The organism is Nocardioides sp. NPDC057767, from assembly GCF_042798275.1.
Lineage (GTDB): Bacteria > Actinomycetota > Actinomycetes > Propionibacteriales > Nocardioidaceae > Nocardioides.
In genome coordinates, this window is the sequence record NZ_JBHVKJ010000047.1 from 17,761 (window position 1) to 38,727 (window position 20,967).

General features: G+C 68.9%; 17 protein-coding genes. 5 read left to right on the plus strand and 12 right to left on the minus strand.

What is annotated here, in order from left to right; translation table 11 throughout:
* Positions 1–123: 123 nt before the first annotated feature.
* The 8 genes from scpA to ACFVDI_RS21615 form a co-directional block, all read right to left on the minus strand.
* Positions 124–2,304 carry a methylmalonyl-CoA mutase gene (gene scpA, locus ACFVDI_RS21580; protein WP_378909962.1) on the minus strand — a complete coding sequence of 727 codons (2,181 nt, stop codon included), beginning with the start codon at positions 2,302–2,304 and terminating at the stop codon, positions 124–126.
* Positions 2,301–4,091: a methylmalonyl-CoA mutase family protein gene (locus ACFVDI_RS21585; protein ID WP_378909965.1), complete on the minus strand. Its 1,791-nt coding sequence runs from the start codon at positions 4,089–4,091 to the stop codon at positions 2,301–2,303. The genes scpA and ACFVDI_RS21585 overlap by 4 nt, the downstream gene beginning before the upstream one ends.
* A 231-nt stretch (positions 4,092–4,322) precedes the next feature.
* Complete coding sequence (locus tag ACFVDI_RS21590; protein WP_378909968.1) at positions 4,323–4,676, minus strand: DUF1707 domain-containing protein; 354 nt, start codon at positions 4,674–4,676, stop codon at positions 4,323–4,325.
* The gene (locus tag ACFVDI_RS21595; RefSeq protein ID WP_378909971.1) at positions 4,676–6,220 is read right to left on the minus strand and encodes a sulfatase-like hydrolase/transferase; all 1,545 of its coding nucleotides are present in this window, start codon (positions 6,218–6,220) and stop codon (positions 4,676–4,678) included. Before ACFVDI_RS21595 ends, ACFVDI_RS21590 begins: the two co-directional genes overlap by 1 nt.
* Before the next feature lie 55 nt (positions 6,221–6,275).
* A complete protein-coding gene (locus ACFVDI_RS21600) occupies positions 6,276–6,995 on the minus strand; it encodes a GntR family transcriptional regulator (protein WP_378909974.1) in 720 nt (239 codons plus the stop codon).
* A 3-nt stretch (positions 6,996–6,998) separates the two neighbouring features.
* Positions 6,999–8,285: a HupE/UreJ family protein gene (locus ACFVDI_RS21605; RefSeq protein ID WP_378909976.1), complete on the minus strand. Its 1,287-nt coding sequence runs from the start codon at positions 8,283–8,285 to the stop codon at positions 6,999–7,001.
* 69 nt (positions 8,286–8,354) lie between these two features.
* The gene (locus ACFVDI_RS21610) at positions 8,355–10,700 is read right to left on the minus strand and encodes a hypothetical protein (protein ID WP_378909979.1); all 2,346 of its coding nucleotides are present in this window, start codon (positions 10,698–10,700) and stop codon (positions 8,355–8,357) included.
* A gap of 241 nt (positions 10,701–10,941) precedes the next feature.
* Positions 10,942–12,519 carry a sulfatase-like hydrolase/transferase gene (locus ACFVDI_RS21615; protein WP_378909982.1) on the minus strand — a complete coding sequence of 526 codons (1,578 nt, stop codon included), beginning with the start codon at positions 12,517–12,519 and terminating at the stop codon, positions 10,942–10,944.
* A 145-nt stretch (positions 12,520–12,664) separates the two neighbouring features.
* On the opposite strand from ACFVDI_RS21615, the gene ACFVDI_RS21620 reads away from it, so the two are divergent.
* From ACFVDI_RS21620 to ACFVDI_RS21635, 4 genes are all read left to right on the plus strand, one after another.
* Complete coding sequence (locus ACFVDI_RS21620; protein ID WP_378909984.1) at positions 12,665–13,768, plus strand: glycosyltransferase; 1,104 nt, start codon at positions 12,665–12,667, stop codon at positions 13,766–13,768.
* A gap of 108 nt (positions 13,769–13,876) precedes the next feature.
* On the plus strand, positions 13,877–14,596 hold the full coding sequence (locus tag ACFVDI_RS21625) for a succinate dehydrogenase cytochrome b subunit (protein WP_378909986.1): 720 nt from the start codon (positions 13,877–13,879) through the stop codon (positions 14,594–14,596).
* Positions 14,597–14,609: 13 nt separating this feature from the next.
* The gene (locus ACFVDI_RS21630; protein WP_378909989.1) at positions 14,610–16,664 is read left to right on the plus strand and encodes a fumarate reductase/succinate dehydrogenase flavoprotein subunit; all 2,055 of its coding nucleotides are present in this window, start codon (positions 14,610–14,612) and stop codon (positions 16,662–16,664) included.
* Positions 16,661–17,401, plus strand: a complete 741-nt coding sequence (locus ACFVDI_RS21635) for a succinate dehydrogenase/fumarate reductase iron-sulfur subunit (RefSeq protein WP_378909991.1) — start codon at positions 16,661–16,663, stop codon at positions 17,399–17,401. Before ACFVDI_RS21630 ends, ACFVDI_RS21635 begins: the two co-directional genes overlap by 4 nt.
* A gap of 184 nt (positions 17,402–17,585) precedes the next feature.
* On the opposite strand, the gene ACFVDI_RS21640 is transcribed toward ACFVDI_RS21635, so the two are convergent.
* A complete protein-coding gene (locus ACFVDI_RS21640; protein WP_378909994.1) occupies positions 17,586–18,002 on the minus strand; it encodes an organic hydroperoxide resistance protein in 417 nt (138 codons plus the stop codon).
* Positions 18,003–18,050: 48 nt separating this feature from the next.
* On the opposite strand from ACFVDI_RS21640, the gene ACFVDI_RS21645 reads away from it, so the two are divergent.
* The gene (locus ACFVDI_RS21645; protein WP_378909997.1) at positions 18,051–18,512 is read left to right on the plus strand and encodes a MarR family winged helix-turn-helix transcriptional regulator; all 462 of its coding nucleotides are present in this window, start codon (positions 18,051–18,053) and stop codon (positions 18,510–18,512) included.
* 3 nt (positions 18,513–18,515) lie between these two features.
* Here ACFVDI_RS21645 and ACFVDI_RS21650 read toward each other — a convergent pair whose 3' ends face one another.
* The 3 genes from ACFVDI_RS21650 to ACFVDI_RS21660 form a co-directional block, all read right to left on the minus strand.
* Positions 18,516–18,740 carry an SCO4848 family membrane protein gene (locus ACFVDI_RS21650; protein ID WP_378910000.1) on the minus strand — a complete coding sequence of 75 codons (225 nt, stop codon included), beginning with the start codon at positions 18,738–18,740 and terminating at the stop codon, positions 18,516–18,518.
* A gap of 138 nt (positions 18,741–18,878) precedes the next feature.
* Positions 18,879–19,577 carry a hypothetical protein gene (locus ACFVDI_RS21655; RefSeq protein ID WP_378910001.1) on the minus strand — a complete coding sequence of 233 codons (699 nt, stop codon included), beginning with the start codon at positions 19,575–19,577 and terminating at the stop codon, positions 18,879–18,881.
* Between the two features lie 491 nt (positions 19,578–20,068).
* Positions 20,069–20,956 (minus strand): YihY/virulence factor BrkB family protein, encoded by an 888-nt coding sequence (locus ACFVDI_RS21660; protein WP_378910006.1) that lies wholly within the window; start codon positions 20,954–20,956, stop codon positions 20,069–20,071.
* Positions 20,957–20,967: the final 11 nt, after the last annotated feature.

Below are 20,967 nucleotides of genomic sequence, written 5' to 3' on the forward strand. Positions count from 1 at the left end.
TCAAGCCGCGAGCGCCAGCGAGCGTGTCGAGACCAACACAGTCCCATCGAGCGCCGACGAGCCGTGTTGGTCTCGACACGGATTCGTTCGTTCCTCACGAATCCGGCTCGACCAGCGAAGCGGTCAGTGGTCGAGCTGCTCCCGCAGACGACCGAGCAGATCGAGGGCGGAGTCGGCGATGACGGTGCCCGGAAGGAAGACCGCGGCCGCGCCCATCTGCTCGAGCGTCGCCACATCGTCGGGCGGGATGACGCCGCCGATGACGATCATGATGTCCGGGCGCCCCTGCTCCTCCAGCGCCGCCTTCAGCGCGGGGAGCAGTGCGAGGTGACCGGCAGCCAGCGACGAGACCCCGACGATGTGTACGTCGGCGTCGACCGCCTGCTGCGCGACCTCCTCAGGCGTGGAGAACAGCGGGCCTACGTCGACGTCGAAGCCGAGGTCGGCGAAGGCCGAGACCACGACCTTCTGGCCACGGTCGTGACCGTCCTGGCCCATCTTCGCGACGAGGATGCGCGGGCGGCGCCCCTCGGCCTCCTCGAACTCCTTGGTCGCCTTCAGCACCTCGGTGACCTTGGAGTCACCCGACGTCGTCGCCTCGTCCCGATACACACCGGAGATGGTACGGATGACGGCCTGGTGCCGTCCCCAGGCCTTCTCCATCGCGTCGGAGATCTCGCCGACGGTCGCCTTCGCCCGCGCCGCGTCGACGGCCAGCTTGAGCAGGTTGCCGTCCAGGTTGCCGGTGCCGCTGGGCTTGCTCGTCGCGCCGGCCGCAGTGGTGATGGCTTCCAGGGCCCGGCGTACGTCCTCGGCGTCGCGCTCCGCGCGCAGCCGCTCCAGCTTGGCGACCTGCTGCTTGTAGACCTGGTCGTTGTCGACCTTGAGGACGTCGAGCGGGTCCTCGGAGGGGAGCCGGAAGGTGTTGACGCCGATCAGCTTCTGAGCACCGGAGTCGAGGCGCGCCTGAGTGCGGGCGGCCGCCTCCTCGATGCGCATCTTCGGGATGCCCTGCTCGATCGCCTTGGCCATCCCGCCGGCCGCCTCGGCCTCCTGGATGTGGGCCCAGGCGCGCTCGGCGAGGTCGTGGGTGAGCTTCTCGACATAGTAGGAGCCGCCCCACGGGTCGATGATCTCGGTCGTGCCGGACTCCTGCTGCAGGAGCAGCTGGGTGTTGCGGGCGATCCGGGCCGAGAAGTCGGTCGGCAGCGCGATGGCCTCGTCCAGCGCATTCGTGTGCAGCGACTGGGTGTGGCCCTGGGTCGCGGCCATCGCCTCGATCGCGGTGCGGCCGACGTTGTTGAAGACGTCCTGGGCGGTCAGCGACCAGCCGGAGGTCTGCGAGTGGGTCCTCAGGGACAGCGACTTCGGGTTGGACGGGTCGAACTGCGACACCAGACGCGACCACAGCGCGCGGGCCGCGCGCATCTTGGCGACCTCCATGAAGAAGTTCATCCCGATGGCCCAGAAGAACGACAGGCGCGGCGCGAACGCGTCGACGTCGAGCCCGGCGGCGAGACCGGTGCGGAGATACTCCACCCCGTCCGCCAGCGTGTAGGCGAGCTCGAGGTCGGCCGTCGCCCCGGCCTCCTGCATGTGGTAGCCGGAGATCGAGATCGAGTTGAACCGGGGCATCTTCGCGGCGGTGTAGGAGAAGATGTCGCCGATGATCCGCATCGACGCCGCCGGCGGGTAGATGTAGGTGTTGCGGACCATGAACTCCTTGAGGATGTCGTTCTGGATGGTCCCGGCCAGCTTCTCGGGCGGAACCCCCTGCTCCTCAGCAGCCACGATGTAGAGCGCCAGCACCGGCAGCACCGCACCGTTCATGGTCATCGAGACCGACATCTGGTCCAGCGGGATGCCGTCGAACAGCGTCCTGGTGTCGTAGATCGAGTCGATCGCGACGCCCGCCATGCCGACGTCACCGCGGACCCGCGGGTGGTCGGAGTCGTAGCCACGGTGGGTGGCGAGGTCGAAGGCGACGCTCAGGCCCTTCTGGCCGGCAGCGAGGTTGCGCCGGTAGAACGCGTTGGACTCCTCCGCGGTCGAGAACCCGGCGTACTGCCGGATCGTCCACGGCTGGGTCGTGTACATCGTCGGATAGGGCCCGCGCAGGAACGGGCTCAGGCCGGGGAAGGTGTCGAGCGCGTCGAGGCCCTCGAGGTCCGCGGGGCCGTAGCCCGGCTTGATCTCGATGCCCTCGGGGCTCAGCCACCCCTCGCCGGTCGGCACGGTCGGGGCGCCCGCCGGACCCCTCTCGCCGTTCAGCGGGATTCCTTTGAAGGAGCCGGGAATCGTCATGAGAGCTTCTCCCTCGTAGCGGTCAGGAAGGCGAGCGCGTCGACACCCATCGAGGCGGCGTCGTCCACCTCGGCGTCGACGGCGTCGGGCTTCCCGGCGATGATCACGTGCGTGGCGCCGGCCTCGCGGAGGGCCGCGATCGCGGCCGCGCCCCACTCGGCGTACGCCTTGTCCGAACCGGCCAGGCAGACGACCGGCGGCGCGCCGGCCCCGCGGTACTTCCCGGCCAGGTCCTCGGCATCAGCGGTCGCGCCCGCGACCTCGACGCCGATGCCGCCGGCGGCGAGGAGGTTGGTCGCGAAGGTCGCCCGGGCGGTGTGCTGGGCGACGGTGCCGAGGGTCGCGAGGAAGACGCGAGCCGTGGCGGGGGTGTCGCGCAGGGCCTCGAAGGAGGCGCCGTAGCGCACCACCCGCTCGCTGAGCGGGTCGACCGGCCGCTCGGGCAGCGTCTCGGCGAGGTTGGGGAACTCGGTGAGCCCGGTGATCGGACGCTTGCGGCGCGCGATCGCCTTCTCCCGCGCCGCCGAGACCGCGGCGATCCGGTCGCGGAAGGGCGAGAAGTCGTGGCCACCGACGGCGTTCGCCCCGGTCCACTCCTCCTCGAGCTGGATGAACGCCTCCCAGCCGGCGGCGGCCATGTCGGCGGTCAGCTGCTCGACGGCGTAGGAACCGCCGGCGGGGTCGGCGACGGCCGCGACGTGGGACTCGTCGATCAGCAGGTGGGACACGTTGCGGGCGATCCGCCGACCGAACCCGTCCGGCACCCCGTTGGCGGAGTCGAAGGGCAGCACGGTGACCGCGTCCGCCCCGCCGACGCCGGCGGCGAAGGCCGCGACGGTGCCGCGCAGCATGTTCACGTAGGGGTCGTACTTCGACAGCATCGGCCGCGAGCTCACCGCGTGGATGCGCATCTCCACCGCCTCGGCCCCGGAGAGCTCGAGGACGCGTGCCCACAGCTGCCGGGCGGCCCGCAGCTTGGCGATCGTGGGGAACTGCTCGTCGGTGGCCGCGTAGCGGAAGTCGATGAGGCTCGCCGCGACGGCCGGAGAGAACCCGGCCTCGGTCAGCGCCCGCAGGTAGGCGACGCCGACCGCGATCGACCAGCCGAGCTCCTGGACGTCGGAGGCACCGAGGTCGTGGGCGGCGGTGGCATCGACGACGATCGCGCGCACCCCGATCCCCTGGGCCAGGCGGGCCAGGTCGACCAGCTCGGCGAACGCCTCGTCGGGTGCCAGCGGGAGGTCGCGCAGCAGCGCGCCCATCGGGTCGGCACCCAGGTTCGTCTCGGCATGCAGCCCGGTGCCGCGCTCGGCGATCAGCGCGAGCAGGTTCTGGGCGACCTTGACCGCACCGATCGGCGCGTCGAGCACGACCGGAGCCAGGTCGAGGAGCACCTTGTCGAGGAGCACCGCGAGGTCAGTGGTCTCGTCGGCGGCGACCCACAGCGAGGAAACCCCGCCGTCGAGGTCGACGAGAGCCGCCTCGTTGGCCACCTTCGCGTCCACCCCGGACAGACCGGAGACGAGCGAGCGGATGTCCCAGGCGCCGGAGCGCGTCGGACGGGCTTCGTCGGCGTAGGACTCCCCGGGCAGCCCGAGCGGGGCGATCCGGAGTCCGTCGAGAGAGGTGCGGGTCAGCTTGTCCCAGACGAGGGCGTCGGCGTCGTCGGCACTCAGCCGACCACTCTTGCGGAGGACGGCAGCGGTCGCCGCCTCCCACTCTGCCTGGGAATGGGCATCCGCCGGCTGGGCAAGGCGCAACGAGTCGGCGCGAGCGGCGTCGTTCATGGATCGAACCTTAGGCGGATGAAGTGGCGGTGACCACAAAGTGTGAGGTTTACAACCGCTAACTGAGACGCAGCACCAGGTTCACCGCAGTGAAGGTACGCGCTCCGGGCGGGCAGGTCCACCGGGTCACCCCGCGATCCTCACCGTCGTCGTCCACACGAAGCTCCCCCGAGACCCCCATGGTCCAGTAATCCCACGAAGGCCACCCGGACCCCAGGAGCGTGAGGCACATCAGGTGTGCGTGGCGCTCCTAGGGATCAGGAACCGCAGCAGCGGCAGGCCGGTGTAGACGAGCACCCACACCGGCCAGAAGAAGCCTCGCTCGGTGAGGTGCCAGGCAGCGACGGCGATCGCACCGCAGATCAGGAACACCAGAAGATCCCGTACGAAGCGCGAGCCTGCCCCGCCCGGCGAGGCAGGATCCTCACCCAGGTCGTCGACCACCGCGGCGAGGTCGGCGGACCGGGCCGCACCCCAGACCGCCTCGGCACGCGACTCCAGCTCGGGCGCGTCGATCCGCCCCGCGGCGTACGCCTCGACGAGCCGCGCCCGCGCGGCCTCACGCTCGAGGTCGCCGACCCGCATCACAGGCCCTCGAGGTCGAGGGCCCGGCCGGCGGCGTACAGGTCCTTCGGGCAGGTCGAGGCGGCGCAGTCCTGGTAGCGAGAAGCCAGCCGGGAGAGCGTCTTGACGGCCTCCGCGGACGCGGGGTCGGCGGCGAGGTTGTGTTGCTCATAAGGATCCGAGGACCGGTCGTAGACCTCGACCTGGCCGGTGTGCAGGCGGGCGTAGGTCCAGGAGCCGACGCGGACGCCGGACCACAGCTGCCTGCTCCCGTCGGCGACCCGCCAGCCGGCGATCGGGATCGCGCGGACCTGCTCGGGCGCGCGCAGCCACGGCATGATGTCGATCCCGTCGAGCGCCCGCGGAGGCCGGGCGCCGGCCGCCGCGAGCAGGGTCGCGGCGAGATCCGGGTTGGTGACCGGGGTCCGCACCGTCCGGCCGCGGGGCACTCCAGGACCGCTCATCAGCACCGGGATCCGGAGCGACTCGTCGTAGTGCCACAGCTTGCCGTTGAGGTTGTGGTAGCCGTTGGAGAAGCCGTTGTCGGAGGTGAAGACGACCAGCGTGCGCTTCAGCTCACCGCTCTTCCTCAGCCCCACCAGGAGCGAGGCGATGTTGCGGTCCAGGCTGCGGATCGCCTCGAGCCGGCGCTGGTAGGCGATCCGGAGTGCGTCCTTCTTCCGTGGGTTGAACTTCCCACGACCCGGCGAGCCCTTGGCATAGCCGGAGGTGTCCTCGGGGAAGAGGTTGGGTCGCGCCGGGATCGGCACGTTGTCGTAGAACCCGCGATCCTGCCGGTCCGGCACGGTCACCGACAGCGCGGCGTCGGTGCCGGGGTAGATCTTCTTCGGGTCATCGGGCCCTGACGGCCCGCCGTGGTGCGGCGCCACGTAGTTGACCCAGGTGAACCACGGCCTCCCCGACCGGCGCTCCGCCGCGATCCCGGCCTTCGCGTGCTCGGTGATGACGGTCGAGGAGTAGCCCTTCGACTTGATGGTCTCGCCGTTGACGTTGAACTTCGGCGAGCGGAAGTTGTAGGTCGACGGGTCGACGGTCGCGCGCCACTGGTCCCACCCGGGCGGCACGTCGCCGCGAGTCGCGCCCTCGCCGTAGCCGTTGAGGTACTTCCCGGCCAGGATCGTCGAGTAGCCCGCGTCCTGCAGCGAGGTCGCGACCGTCGAGGAGTCGTCGAAGGCCCGATAGCCGCCGTAGGGCCCCTCGATCGTGCGCGCGCCGTGGTTGTGCGCATACTGCCCGGTCAGCAGCGAGGCCCGCGCCGGCACGCAGATCGGCGTCGGCGCGATCCCCTCGGAGAAGGAGACGCCGGTCCGCTCGACCAGCTTCCGCACCTGCGGCAGGTGGTCCATGTCGAGATAGGAGAGGTCGTCGACCGTGACCAGCAGCAGGTTCGGCTTCTTCACCGGCCGTTCCAGGGCAGGCGTACGCGTCGGGGCCGCCGCCACGGCGGCCGGCTCGTGCACCAGGCCGGTCACCGCGAGGGCGCTCATCGCAGCCGTCGCCACGGCTGCCCGCCTGCGGCGGGTGAACAGGTTGCTGACCGGCATGACCAAACACTCCTCAAGTAATATGAGTTGTTTAGTCTACTTTAACGCGACGCTCTCAGCTCGTGGTGACCAACGTGAGCGACACGACGCCGGGGAGGTAGCGGTCGTCGCTGAGCTCGAACGAGCGCCCGTCGGCGAAGCGCGCGGTGCGTACGACCCGCAGCAGCGGGCTGCCCCGCGGAACCCCGAGCAGGCGACCGTCCATCGCCGAGGCCGCGAAAGCCTCGATCCGGTGCTCGGCATGCGCGAGACGGACGCCGAGCTCGGCCTCGGCGACGTCGACGATCGAGGGTGCGTCGACGGGCAGCGACTCGATGGTCGCGGAGAGCCAGCCCGGGAACACGGTGTGCTCGACCATGGCCGGCGACCCGTCGAGGGAGCGCATCCGCACCACCCGCAGCACCGGGTTTCCGGGTCTCTCGCCGAGCTCGCGCGCCTCCGAAGCGGTGGCGCGTCCACGCGCCATGTCGACGAACCGGCCGCCGGGCGTCAACCCGGACGCGGCCGCCCACTGCGCGAACGAGCGCACGCCGAGGGTCTGCAGACGCGTGGGGACGTGCGCGTGCCAGTGCCGGCCGTGATGGGAGACGAGACGGCTGTCGGTCTCGAGGCGCACGAGCGCACGCTCCACGGTGCCGCGCGCGACGCCGAACTCCCGGGCCAGGCAGGACACCGCCGGGAGCGGACGGCCGGCCGGGTACTCGCCGGCCCGGATCCGCCCCTCCAGCGTGTCCGCGACGGCGTGGTAGCGGCGCAATGCCTTCGACTCCCGCATCGGTCACCCGACCCCGAGGACCCGTTGGACGAACCAGTAGAGACCCACGACCGCGACCCCGGTGGCCGCGGCGACACCGAGCCACCAGCCGATCACCGGCTGCCGGCGCCGCAGGACCAGGAGCACCGGGAAGACCAGGGCGATGACCACCAGCTGCACGACCTCGATGCCGAGGTTGAAGACGAGCAGGGAGCCCAGCAGCCGCCACGAGAACGGCTCGTCGATCCCGAAGGCACCGGCGAAGCCCAGGCCGTGGATCAGGCCGAACCCGAAGACCACCGCGAGCCGGACCTTCTCCCCCGCCGTCCTCGGAGCAGTGTCGATCGACGTACGGACGGCCAGGGCGAGGGCACCCCCACCGGCCGGGACGGGCGCCGGGTCGATGCCGTTCGAGGCAGCACGGGACGCCGCAGCCGAGCCCGGGCGACCGTCGCGCCACGAGATCCATACGTGCCTGACCGCCACCGCCGCGATCGACAGCGCGATCACGGGTTCGACGATCGCGGCCGGGACCGACACCACACCGAGGCTCGCGAGGATGAAGGTCACCGAGTGCGCCGCCGTGAACGCCGTCGCAGCCAGCAGGATGTCGCGCGGACGGCGGGCGCCGACGATGAGCGCGACGAGGAAGAGGATGTGGTCGATGCCGAAGAGCAGGTGCCCGGCACCGAGGACGAAGAAGTCCAGGAGCCTCGTCGGCGACGACTCGTCGGTGGAGAAGCTCGGGTCCTCGGCGGTGAGGACCGTGTTGCCGGAAGCCTCCGGCAGCGAGTACTCCAGGATCGTCTCGGTGCTGCCGACGAAGCCCTCCGACTCGGGGAACAGCTCGCTGGAGACCTCGTACGCCACGTCGTCCGCCACCTGGGGGCAGGCATGGTCGAGGGTCACCACGAGGTGCGGCACGCCGTCGCGCTCGGTGGTCCGGAGCTCGTCGGCCAGCGACGGCACACAGTCCCGGCCGTCGACGGAGACGCGGAAGCGGTCACCGAGGTAGCCCAGCACCGCGTCCCGGTGCTCCTCGATCAGGCCGACGTCGGCGCCGGAGGTCTGGAACGCGGCCTTGGCCTCGCTCTCCAGCCCGGGATCGGCCTCGGCCTTGGCCACGGACCTGACCAGGAGGACGTACTCCATCTCGAGCTCGGTGCTCAGGACACCGTCGGCGCGCTCGGTCAGCTCGGCATAGACGGTGGAGGTGAAGCCGTGGGCGGAGGCCGGGAGCATCAGCAGGATCGGCGCGAGCATCGCCAGCGCGGCAGCGGCGAGAAGACGTACGCCGGTGGGAACGGTCATCGGGATCCTCGATCCGAAAGTGGGGGAAGGGAGGCCCGCCCGGCAGATACCGGGCGGACCTCCCGCGGGTCAGATGATCGGCTCGGTGTCGAGCCGGACGTGGTCGATGGCCCAGTACCAGTCGTTCATGGCGTTGAAGAGCCGGAAGCTGACCTTCATCGAGGTCGCGCCCGCCGGCACGTCGACCGGCAGGTTGACGGTCTTGTTGCCCTGGCTGAGGTCGGGGGTGTTGGCCGGCGTCCAGTGGACGAGCTGCACCTTCTGGCCGGTGTCGTACTCGACGGTGACCTCGGCCTCCTGCGGCTCCTCCTCGCGGTAGTGGTTGTCCCAGGCGAGGTAGACACGGGAGGTCCCGGCCGGGATCGGCGCGCTCGGCGTGGTGAGCGTCGAGTCGAAGCGGCCACGGCTCTCCGGGTCGTTGACGTCGTCCCACTCGTCGGGGTCGGCCACGGCCACGACGTTGCGGCCGAGCGTGAAGCCGCTGCGGTCCTGGTCGTCACCGTTCTGCCAGAACGCCTTGGTCATCAGCGACCAGCCGTTCATCTCCTGCGTCCCCGTCGGCATGTCCGGGGAGTTGGTGATCGTCCAGCCCGCCGGGGTCGTCTTGGTCCAGCCGAGGACGTTCGCGTTCGCCGGCATGTTGTGCTCGACCCCGGTCTGGAGGTGAGGCACCACCGACTCGAAGTCCTGGTAGTCGAGGTAGTCGGCCGGGTCGACCGGAGGCGGCGGCGGAGCGGTCTTGAAGCTGGCCGAGATCGATCCGCCCGCCTTGCCCCAGGTGTTGTACGGCGTCACGCGCACCTCGTAGGCCGTGTCGCCCTTCAGGTTGCGGAGGGCGTGGCCACGGGAGGCCGGCAGCGGAACGATGTAGAAGCCCGACCACTGCTTGAAGTCGGCGACGGTGGCACCGGTGGCCTTGTCGACGACCTGGTAGCGGTACAGGTGCACGATGTCCTGGACGTCGTTGGCCGCCGGCTCCGCCTGCGGGAACGACACCTGCGCGGTGTCCTCCTTGATGTCGGACACGGTCACCGCCGCCCCGGCAGGCCACTTCGGGCCAGCCGTCTTGGCTGCACGCCGGTCGGTGTAGGGGAAGTTGCGCTGCGGGTTCTTGACCGCCTCCTCGACGTCCCACGTCCAGGTCTGGTCGATCCACTGGCCAGCCTGCAGGTCGTAGTTCTTGACCTTGACGACGCTGCCGTTGACCTCGACCACCGAGGACTGTGCGTTGTCGCCCGCGTCGTTCGGGGTCGTGTCGTTGTCGACGCCGCTCTCCATCTCGAAGTACGCCAGCGGCGGGGCGTTCACGGTCGTGAAGCCGCCGTCCTGCCAGATCGAGGTGGAGATGTTGTTGGGCGTGTGGATGTGCCCGCCCCAGACGACAGCCTGGGGGAAGTTGTCGAAGACCGACTCGAAGGTGTCGCCGCAGCCTTCCGAGAGGCCGGCGCCGTACCACTCGTTCGAGACGTAGTGCGTGCACTTGAGGGGGTGGTGCACGAGCACGAACACCGGGCGGTCGGGGTGCTCGGCGGTCGCGGCGGCCATGCGGGTGTGGAGCCAGTCGCGCGCGTAGGCGTAGTTGCCCGTGCTGCGCTGGGTCGGCCGGCCGGTCTCCTCGTCGAGCTCTCCGGAGCCGGGCGAGACCGTGATGAAGTGGTAGCCGTTGATCACGTAGTCGGCGTTGGGCCGCTGACCACCGGTCGACTGGGTGAAGAGGTCGTAGCCGGTCATGCCCGAGCCGACGTCGTGGTTGCCCAGCGCGGCGACCAGGGAGATGTCGTCCTTGCCGTCGCCGTTCTCGTCGAGACGGCGGTCGAGCACCTCCTTCAGGCCGGCGTACTCGCCCGCGGTGGCGTTGTTGGTCAGGTCGCCGACGAACAGCGCGGCGTCGAGGTCCTGCGCGTGGTAGAGGTCGAAGGCCTTGTCCAGGTCGCCCCACTCGTTGTGGATGTCGCCGATCGAGCCGAAGGTCACCTGCGGCTGGTTGTCGTTGGCGGTGCGCCGCGCGGCCTCGGCACGAGCCTTCTCGACCTCGGCGTCGTTCCCGGCGACGACCTCGAAGTCCTCGAAGTCGACGGCGCCGTTCTCGCCGACGGCCGAGTAGCTGATCCGGTAGTCACCAGGGGTCTGCGGGGTGAACTCGTAGACCGGGTCGCTCACGGAGCCGGTCGGGGAGATCTCCGCGGTCACACCGTCGGGCGAGGTCACCGAGACGACGTAGTCGCCGGCCCGGAAGGAGCTGCTCTCCTCGGTGGGGACGGGCTCGGGGATGCGGAAGGTCTCACCGACCGCGGCCTTGGGTTTGGGGGCGTCCTGCAGCCGCACCTGCTCGTCGAGCAGCGCGAAGGCCGGGCCGTCGGCCTCGGCGCGCTCCTGGGCGACGACGGTGCTGCCACCCGCGATCGCGACAGTCACGAGGGCGCCTGCGGCAAGCCGCGCACCCCACGATCGTCTGATGGGAATCATCGGTCTCCTCGTCTCGGTCACGGTGCTCGGGCACCGGGAACTTGTCTGGACAAGTCCATCCGAACGAGGTGGCGCGTGATTGTCCGTCTGCAGCCCGAATCCACGGCAGACAGATGAAATATCCGTGACGCGATGCGGCAATCCGGCGTGGTTGCCACATCGGGATCAGGTGGGGATCACCCAAGAGCGACTAGAGGCCGTCGAGGTCGAGCGGCCGGTCGGCGGCGTACATCTCCTTGGGGCAGTCGTCACCGACGCAGTCGCGATACTTCTCGGTCAGGTCGGCCAGCCGCGAGACCGTCTCGGCATGGCCCGGGTCCTCGGCGAGGTTCTTCATCTCGTAGGGGTCGGTGGTGCGGTCGTAGAGCTCGACACCACCGGTGGTCAGCTCGACGTAGGTCCACCGCCCGACACGTACGCCGGACCAGAGTCGCGAGGTGCCGTCGGAGGTCGGCCACGCCTCGATCGGCACCACGCGCGTCTGTTCGGGCGCCCGCAGCCACGGCAGGATGTCGACGCCGTCGGGCTCGTGCGGGTCGTCGGCGCCGGCGGCGGCGAGCAGCGTCGTGGCGATGTCGGGGTTGGTGAGCGTGGTTGCGACCTCGCGCCCCTTCGGCACGCCGGGCCCGCTCATCAGGACCGGGATGCGCAGCGACTCCTCGTAGTACCAGAGCTTGCCGTTGAAGTTGTGGTAGCCGTTCGAGAACCCGTTGTCAGAGGTGAAGACGACCAGCGTGCGCGCCAGCTCGCCGCTCTTCTTCAGCCCACCGAGCAGAGAGGCGATGTTGCGGTCGAGGCTGCGCGCCGACTCGATCCGCCGCTGGTAGGAGAGCTCGTAGGCGTCCTTCTCGACCTGCGAGGGGTTCTTCCGTGACGGCGACCCCTTGGGGAACTGCTTGCGTCCCTCCGGGAACAGGTTCGGCTGCTGCGGGATCGGCTTGTCGGCGTACGCGTCCCGGTCCTGCGGGTCCGGCACCGGTACGCCGATCGCGCCCTTGGTGCCGGGGAAGCGCTGCTTGGGGTCGCCCTTCTCCGTCGGGCCGCCGATGTGCGGCGCCACGTAGTTGACCCACTGGAACCACGGTTTCGCCGTGGCCCCGGGCTTCTTCCCATCGTTCTGCACAGTCCGCAGCGCCGCCTGCGCCTGCTGGGTGATGACGGTGGTCGAGTAGCCCTTCGGCCTCACCAGGCGGCCGTTCACGTTGAACTTCGCGCCCAGGTAGTTGTAGGTCGACGGGTCGACGGTCGCGCGCCACTCGTCCCACCCGGGAGGGATGTCGAGCTCACTGCCCGCCTCGCCGTACTCGTTGAGGTACTTGCCGGTGAACAGCGTGGTGTAGCCCGCGTCCTGCAGCGAGGTGGCCAGGGTCTCGGAGTCGTCGAAGGACGGGTAGCCGCCCTCGGGGCCGTGGATGGTGTGGGCACCGTGGTTGTGGGCGTACTGCCCCGAGAGCAGCGAGGCTCGGGCCGGAACGCAGATCGGCGTCGGCGCGACCGCGTCGGTGAAGGTCACACCGCTCTCACCGACAAGCTTCTCGACGCTCGGCAGGTAGTCCATGTCGACGGTGGCGAGGTCGTCGACGGTGATCATCAGCAGGTTGGGCTTCTCCACCGGCATCTCGAAGGCCGGTGTGGCCGTCGCGGGCTGGTTGGACTCCCCGTCGCCGGACGGCCGCTGGGTCGGCGCATGGCCACAGCCCGACATCCCCACGACTCCGGCCACCGCGAGTGCCGCCGAAAACGCCCGGACGCGTCTGGATACCGCCACTGATTGTCCTCATCACACTGGTCATCTACTGGTCGCCATGACTGGGCCCGCCCGGTCGCGCGAAAGCCTGCCACTATGCCGATGGTTCATCCCAGATCAACGCACGTGTCGCGCACTCGCCATCCCCGGGCAGGACGCTGGTCCCATGAAGATGGCGCTGGTCACCGAGAGCTTCTTTCCTACCATCGATGGTGTCACAACCACGGTGAAGGCCATCGCCGACCGCATGATCGAGTCGGGTCACGAGGTGCGCTTCATCGCGCCCGGCCCCGGCCTCTCGGTCTACCGCAACAGCCGGGTCGTCCGGGTCTCGCCGATCGCCAAGACCGGCAAGCAGGTACGCAGCGCCCTGGAGTCTTTCGAGCCGGACGTCGTGGTCAGCTTCGACCCGGGGCGCCTGGGCCGCAGGGCGCTGGCCTCGCCGACGGCCGCCGAGGCGACCACGCTGGTCGTCCAGCAGTCCCCGATCTCGCCCAAGGCGGCGCTCACCTGGAGCGCCTCGATCGCCGCGTACGCGGATGAGATCTTTGTCACAAGCGAATGGCTCCGCCGGGTGCTCGCGGCGATCGACGTCCACACCGAGGTGTGGGAGCCGGGGGTCGACACGGCCGCCTTCTCCCCCAGCCTGCGCGACGACTGGCTCCACCGCCGCTGGTCCAGGGCGAAGTCTCGCCCCACCCCTCTGGTCGTGGTCGGGTACGCCGGAAACCTGGCCAAGAGCCATGGCGTACGCCGCCTCGCCGAGCTCACCGCGGTGCCCGGCATCCGCCTCGTCATCATCGGCGACGGACCTCAGCGCGACTGGCTCCAGCAGCGGGTCCCGCAGGCGAAGCTGACCGGGCCGCTGGGCACCGGAGACCTGGCCATCGCACTGGCCTCGCTCGACGTGCTCGTGCACCCCGGCGAGGAGGAGGGATGCGGCCACATCCTGCGTGAGGCCGCGGCCAGCGCGCTCCCGGTGGTCGCTCCGCGCGCCGGCGCCGCGGCCGAGATCGTGCAGCACCTGGAGACCGGCGTGCTCTACGACCCGGCGCGTGGCCGGGAGCTCGCCGACGCGGTGGCCTCGGTGGTCTCCGACCCCCGTCGACGCATGCTCGGCGACCGCGGTCGAGAGCTGGCCGCGACCCGCGCGTGGACCGATGCCGTCGACGAGCTCTTGACCCGTCTGGTCACACTGGACGACGCCCGGACCTCACAATCTCACGCCGTCGCCACCGAGAGCGCGGGACCTGCTGTTAGGCTTGCCTAACTCACAATAACGATACTCATCGGTAACCTCGCCCGCCCAGGTAGAGACGACAATGTCACATACTCCCTGCGTACAAGTTCGGGTCTGAGGGGTAGTAGCGTGCGTGCCGTGGCAACCACGACTCTGATCAAAGGCGCGCGGTCGACGCGCTCGACGATCGCCCTGAAGCTCCTTATGGCGGCCAGCGGCATCGTCTTCATCCTGTTTGTGCTGGTGCACATGTACGGCAACCTCAAAGCCTTCAGCGGCGAGCTTGCCTTCAACGAGTACGCCGAGCACCTGCGTACGTTCGGGGAGCCGATGCTGCCGTACGGCGGCCTCCTCTGGATCATTCGCGTGGTGCTGCTGGCCTCGCTGGTGGCGCACGTCGGCGCGGCGATCGCGCTCACGAAGCGTGCGCACACGCAGCGCCCGGTGAAGTACGCGGTGAAGAAGAACAAGGCTTCGTCGCTCTCCTCGCGCACCATGCGCTGGGGCGGCGTGGCGCTGTTCCTCTTTCTCGTCTGGCACCTGCTCCAGTTCACCATCGTGAAGATCAACGTGGGTGCGGGCGGACAGGCTGCCGACGTCACCGAGAACCCCTACCGGCTGCTGATCAACGCCTTCCAGCCGGAGCAGTGGTGGATGGTGATCATCTACCTGCTCGCGATGCTCGCGCTCGCGTTCCACCTGCACCACGGCACCTTCAGCGCCATCCAGACGCTCGGGTTCACCAACACCGCTGAGTCGCGTGCCAGGGCCCGCGTCGCCGGCTGGGTCGTCGCGATCGTGGTCGCCGGCGGCTTCTCGCTGGTCCCCCTGTTCACCGTCTTCGGCGTCATCTCGTAAGGACATCTGACACATGGCTGCTGGAACCCACTACCTGCCCGGCCTCACCCCGACCAACGAGGCACCGGTCCAGAAATCCGACGACGCCGCGGGCTACTACGTGCTCGGCGACAAGCTCGTCGACCCGAAGGCTCCGACCGGTCCGATCGAGGAGCGCTGGACGACCCGCAAGTTCGAGAACCGCCTGGTCAACCCGGCCAACCGCCGCAAGCTGTCGATCATCATCGTCGGCACCGGCCTGGCTGGCGGCGCCGCCGCCGCGACGCTCGGCGAGGCCGGCTACAACGTGAAGTCGTTCTGCTACCAGGACTCCCCGCGTCGCGCCCACTCGATCGCCGCCCAGGGCGGCATCAACGCCGCCAAGAACTACAAGGGCGACGGCGACTCGGCCTACCGGCTCTTCTACGACACGGTCAAGGGCGGCGACTACCGCGCCCGCGAGTCCAACGTCTACCGCCTCGCCGAGGAGTCGGTGAACATCATCGACCAGTGCGTGGCGCAGGGCGTTCCGTTCGCCCGCGAGTACGGCGGTCTGCTCGACAACCGCTCCTTCGGTGGCGTGCAGGTGTCGCGTACGTTCTACGCCCGCGGCCAGACGGGGCAGCAGCTCCTCATCGGCGCCTACCAGGCCATGGAGCGCCAGGTCGCGGCCGGCACGGTGGAGCAGTTCACGCGTCACGAGATGCTCGAGCTGATCGTCGCCGACGGCAAGGCCCGCGGCATCATCGCCCGTGACATGGTCACCGGCGAGATCGAGACCCACCTGGCCGACGTCGTCGTGCTCGCCACCGGCGGCTACGGCAACGTCTTCTACCTCTCGACCAACGCGATGGGGTCCAACGTCACCGCCACGTGGCGCGCGCACCGCAAGGGCGCCTACATGGCCAACCCCTGCTACACGCAGATCCACCCGACCTGCATCCCCGTGACCGGCGCCCACCAGTCGAAGCTGACCCTGATGTCGGAGTCGCTGCGTAACGACGGCCGCATCTGGGTGCCCAAGAACGCCGAGGACTGCGCCAAGGACCCGCGCGACATCCCCGAGGAGGACCGCGACTACTTCCTGGAGCGGATCTACCCCTCCTTCGGGAACCTGGTCCCCCGCGACATCGCCTCGCGTGCCGCGAAGTACATGTGCGACGAGGGCCGCGGCGTCGGTCCTGAGGTCGAGGAGACCCAGCCCGACGGCTCGGTGAAGAAGTTCCGCCGCGGTGTCTACCTCGACCTGGGTGCCGCGATCGAGCGCCTCGGCAAGGCCGCCATCGAGGAGAAGTACGACAACCTCCTCGACATGTACGAGCGGATCACGGGTGAGAACCCCTACGAGCTGCCGATGCGCATCTACCCCGCCGTCCACTACGTGATGGGCGGCCTGTGGGTCGACTACGAGCTCTCGACCAACATCGAGGGTCTCTACTGCACCGGTGAGGCCAACTTCTCCGACCACGGCGCGAACCGCCTCGGTGCCTCGGCGCTGATGCAGGGTCTGGCCGACGGCTACTTCGTGCTGCCGAACACCATCCGCGAGTACCTCGCCGACGGCCCGTTCGAGCCGATCTCCGAGGAGCACCCGGCGGTCGTCGAGGCGAAGCAGTCGGTCCAGGAGCGGATCGACAAGTTCATGTCGATCAACGGCACCCGCTCGGTCGAGTCGATCCACAAGGAGCTCGGCCTGATCATGTGGGAGTACTGCGGCATGGAGCGGACCGAGGAGGGCCTCAAGAAGGCCATCGGCCTGATCCGTGAGCTCAAGAAGGAGTTCTGGACCAACGTCAAGGTCCTCGGCTCGGCCGACTCCCTCAACCAGGACCTCGAGAAGGCCGGCCGTGTCGCCGACTTCATCGAGCTCGGTGAGTTGATGTGCATCGACGCGCTCAACCGGCGCGAGTCCTGCGGCGGCCACTTCCGTGCCGAGTCCCAGACCGAGGACGGCGAGGCGCTGCGTCACGACGACGAGTTCGCCTACGTCGCGGCCTGGGAGTTCGGTGGCGAGGACGGCGCCCCGATCCTCCACAAGGAGGACCTGATCTACACCGCCATCGAGATGAAGCAGAGGTCGTACAAGTGAAGCTCACCCTCAAGATCTGGCGGCAGGCCAACGCGTCCGAGAAGGGTGCGCTCAAGACGTACGAGCTGGACGGCGTCTCGCAGGACATGTCCTTCCTCGAGATGCTCGACCTGCTCAACGAGCAGCTCCTGCACAACGACGAGGAGCCGGTCGCGTTCGACTCGGACTGTCGCGAGGGCATCTGCGGCATGTGTTCGCTGATGATCAACGGCCAGGCGCACGGCCCGGAGGTCACCACGACCTGCCAGCTGCACATGCGCTCGTTCAACGACGGTGACACGATCACCATCGAGCCGTGGCGCGCCGCGTCGTTCCCGATCGTCAAGGACCTGATCGTCGACCGCTCGGCGTTCGACCGGATCATCCAGAACGGTGGCTACATCTCGGCCAACACCGGCTCGGCCCCCGAGGCCAACTCGGTGCCGGCTCCGCGCGACAAGGCCATGCGGGCGTTCAACACGGCCACCTGCATCGGTTGCGGCGCCTGCGTCGCCGCCTGCCCCAACGGCTCGGCCTCGCTGTTCCTCGGCGCCAAGATCACCCACCTCGGTGAGCTGCCGCAGGGCCAGCCGGAGCGCTACTCCCGCGTGCAGTCCATGGTCGGCCAGCACGACGCCGAGGGCTTCGGTGGCTGCACCAACATCGGTGAGTGCGCCGCCGCGTGCCCCAAGGAGATCCCGCTCGACGTGATCTCGCAGCTCAACAAGGACCTGCGCAAGTCGATGATCCTCGGCTGACACCCAGGTTCGAACGTCATTGGGCCGCCCTCCGTCTGGAGGGCGGCCCAATGCGCTTTGCGACGCCGCCACGTGTCGAGATCAGTGTGTCCCTTCGTCTAGGTATGCAGCACAAGCGACACATCCCATGCGGAACTCCGCATGGGATGTGTCGCTTCGCCTGCATACCTAGACGAACAGCAACTCAGGCGACGGTGAGCTTGACCTCGATGTTGCCGCGAGTGGCGTTGGAGTAGGGGCAGACCTGGTGGGCCTGCTCGGCGAGCTGCTGCGCGGTCGTGGCGTCGGCGCCGGGGATGGTGACCTCGAGCTGCACCGCGAGGCCGAAGCCACCTTCACCGTTGCTGCCGATGCTGACGTCGGCGACGACCTCGGAGTCCGTCATGTCGACCTTGGCCTTGCCGGCCACCAGCTTGAGCGCCGAGTGGAAGCAGGCGGCGTAGCCGGCGGCGAAGAGCTGCTCGGGGTTGGTGGCACCGCCCTCGCCACCCATCTCCTTGGGGACGCGGACGTCGGCGTCGATGAGACCGTCGGTGGACTGGACGTGGCCGTTGCGGGCGTCGCCGGTGCTGACTGCGGTGGCTGTGTAGAGAGGTGTCATGTGCGCAACTATATTGCGCACAACTTAATAGCGCAAGGGAGTAGACTGATGGATGTGTCCGGACGTACCTATCCGCAGCTCGCGCTCGACCTGCAGCTCTGCTTCCCGCTGTACGCAGCGACCCGAGCCGTCACGAAGCGCTACGTGACGCTGCTCAAGGGGACCGGGCTGACTTATCCGCAGTATCTGGTGATGCTGGTGCTCTGGGAGAGCGAGGAACCACTCTCGGTGACCGCTCTCGGCCAGCGCCTGCGGCTCGACTCCGGCACGCTGACGCCGCTGCTCAAGCGGCTGGAGACCGCGAGGCTGGTGAGCCGCGACCGCGACCCCGGCGACGAGCGCCGGGTGCTGGTCAGCCTGACCGACGAGGGCAGGGCGCTGGAGGAGCAGGTCTCAGGGGTGCCGCAGCAGCTGGGCGAGTCGATGGGAATCACCCGTGACGAGGCGCTCGCGCTCCGCGACCAGCTCACCGAGCTGGTCGACCACCTCGACACGGCCGACTCCGCGTGAGGCCTATCCCCTGGTCAGCAGCCGCTGCACGCCGAGCTTGACCAGCAGACCCCCGAGAAGGACGTCGACCACCACGAGCACCGCGTGAGCGACGTAGTAGGGCTTCGGCCGGGTCTGCTCCGGGTCCGTGGCCGTCTTGACGAGGTTGCGGCCGAAGTTGGTCCAGATCGCGATCGTCCAGATCCCGATGACCAGGAGGAGCGCGCCTTCAGTCTTCTCGAGCTTCATGGGCACGACTCTCTCATCCGCAGGCGTGGTCCTGGCGGGCGGCCCGGGTCGGGATAGTCCAGGGAGTTTCCGTCCATTACTGCCCGGTATACCGACCAGAACTCCCTGGACTATCCCAACTCAGGGCTGTTCCGGGCCTTATGCCGACCGGAGGCGGAGGTAGCGGGCACGCTGATCGGCACTCAGGGCGCGACGCTGCTCGACCGTCGTGGTCGGCGTCCACCATGCCGGTGGCGTGATGGTCCACTGTCGTGGGCCGAGTTTCTGCCACCCGCGCCGCCTCGCATCGTGCGTACGTTGCAGGAAACCCGAAGGGTCGCGCCGATCACCGGCGACCATCGTCACGTACTCGAGGCCCAGACGACGGAAGTCTCCTTCGCGCTCGATGTCTCGCGATCGCTGCTTGCCGGCGAGGTGAACGGCGCCGTCGTACTCCCCCACGACACCCGCCTCGAGATCCAGGAGATCGGGCGTACCCATGTGGTTGCCGGCCAGGTCGAAGACCGGGTGGTTGCAGGCGATCCGGTTGACGCCGAGCTCGATTTCCCAGAGAAGGCGCATCTCGGACTCCATCGGCGACCAACTGTTCTCGACGACGTACGGAATGGCCTCGCGCAGCAGCGGGACGCCAGTCCAGCCGTTGAGCGAAGCAGCATAGGTGGCGACCTCCACCTTCGAGACCAGGTCCGTCTTCATCGCCATGTCGAGAGCGACCACGGCACTGACCAGATCGGGGGCATAGCGCGCTTCGAACGCGATCGAACGGGTCGGATCGGTGCCACGTACCCCGTCCAGCTCTCGACAGTGGCGGAGCGCGAGACGCTCCTGCGTGATCACATAACCGGGCTGAGGGTCTCTGCGATGTGCGTGGACCACGATCGGCACCGGAACCGGTTGTCCATCGCGGTCGGTGCCGTCGAACCACCGCGCCCCCGACCACGCGAACGTCGCCCACCCTGTGATGTAGCCGTCCGATACCGCGGTCGCCGCCTCCAGCACCCGCTGTTGCGCAAGGTCACCATCAACCCCTGCAGGTACGTAGAGCCCTCGGCTGCTCCGCCCGCCATCCCCGACCGCGCGCCTGGCGCTCGGTCGGTCCGGCCTCGCCGGACGGGTCGACTCGCACCGGACGCACGAGCTCCAGCCCCCGCCGCCGCTGCGGCACAGGCATGAAATGCGGGCGTCGTCGAACCACTCCAGGAGCGTGCGCCACCCCCAGACGTTCCGCATCTGCATAACCCGGTCCTGTGGATAACACTCCTCCGCCCGGGGTAGTCCAGGGAGTTTCCGTCGGTTACTCATGGGTAAACCGACGGAAACTCCCTGGACTACCCGTCTGAGTCAGCCGGAGTCGCCCTCACATGCGCATACGAGGCCGCGTACAGGATCACCATCGAGGTGTAGTGGATCCAGACGACCAGGATGAGGGCGATGCCGAAGGCCTGGAAGGCGGGCTGGCCCTGGGTGGCGTTCAGCAGCAGGGTCGAGGCCTGCTTGAGAACCTCGAAGCCGATCGCACCCAGCACCGCACCCGCCCACAGGGGACGCTTCGGGGTGTCCTTCTGGGGCGCGAGATGGAACATCGCGAAGAAGAGCACGGTGTTGGCCCCCAAGCCGAGCACCAGGGTGAGCAGGACGATCAGCCAGCTGAAGCCCTCGTCGAGACCGATCCAGTCCAGGACGTTGACCGAGAAGGTGCGGATGAGGCCGGTGAACGCCACCGCGACCAGCATGATCGCCCCGAGCAGGATCAGCGCGGCCAGGTCGCGGGCCTTGGCCATCAGGAAGCCCGGCTGCTCCTCCTCGGGTACCAGGAAGACCGCCTCGAGGGCCTTGCGCAGCCCGTCGATGAAGCCCAGTCCGGCGTAGAGCAGACCGAAGGCACCGACGATCCCGACGGCACCGGCGGCGCGCTCGATGTCGGCGATCTTCAGCTGGCCGGGGCTGTCCCCGACCAGGCCGGGCAGGACCTGGTCGATCGCCTCGACGAGGTCGCTCTCGGCACCGGCGTACACCTTGGCGATCTGGCCGACGGCGAAGAACGCGAGCGCGAGGATCGGAAAGGTCGACAGGAAGCCGAAGTAGGTGATCGCGCCGGCCTGCTGGGCGGCCCCCACCTCGCCGTAGTGCTCCTGCGTACGCACCACCCGGTCCAGCGCCGGGAAGCGAGCGCGCAGCTCGGCGATCTTCGCCTTGATCTTTTCTTTGTTGAGCATCCCGAGGTCCC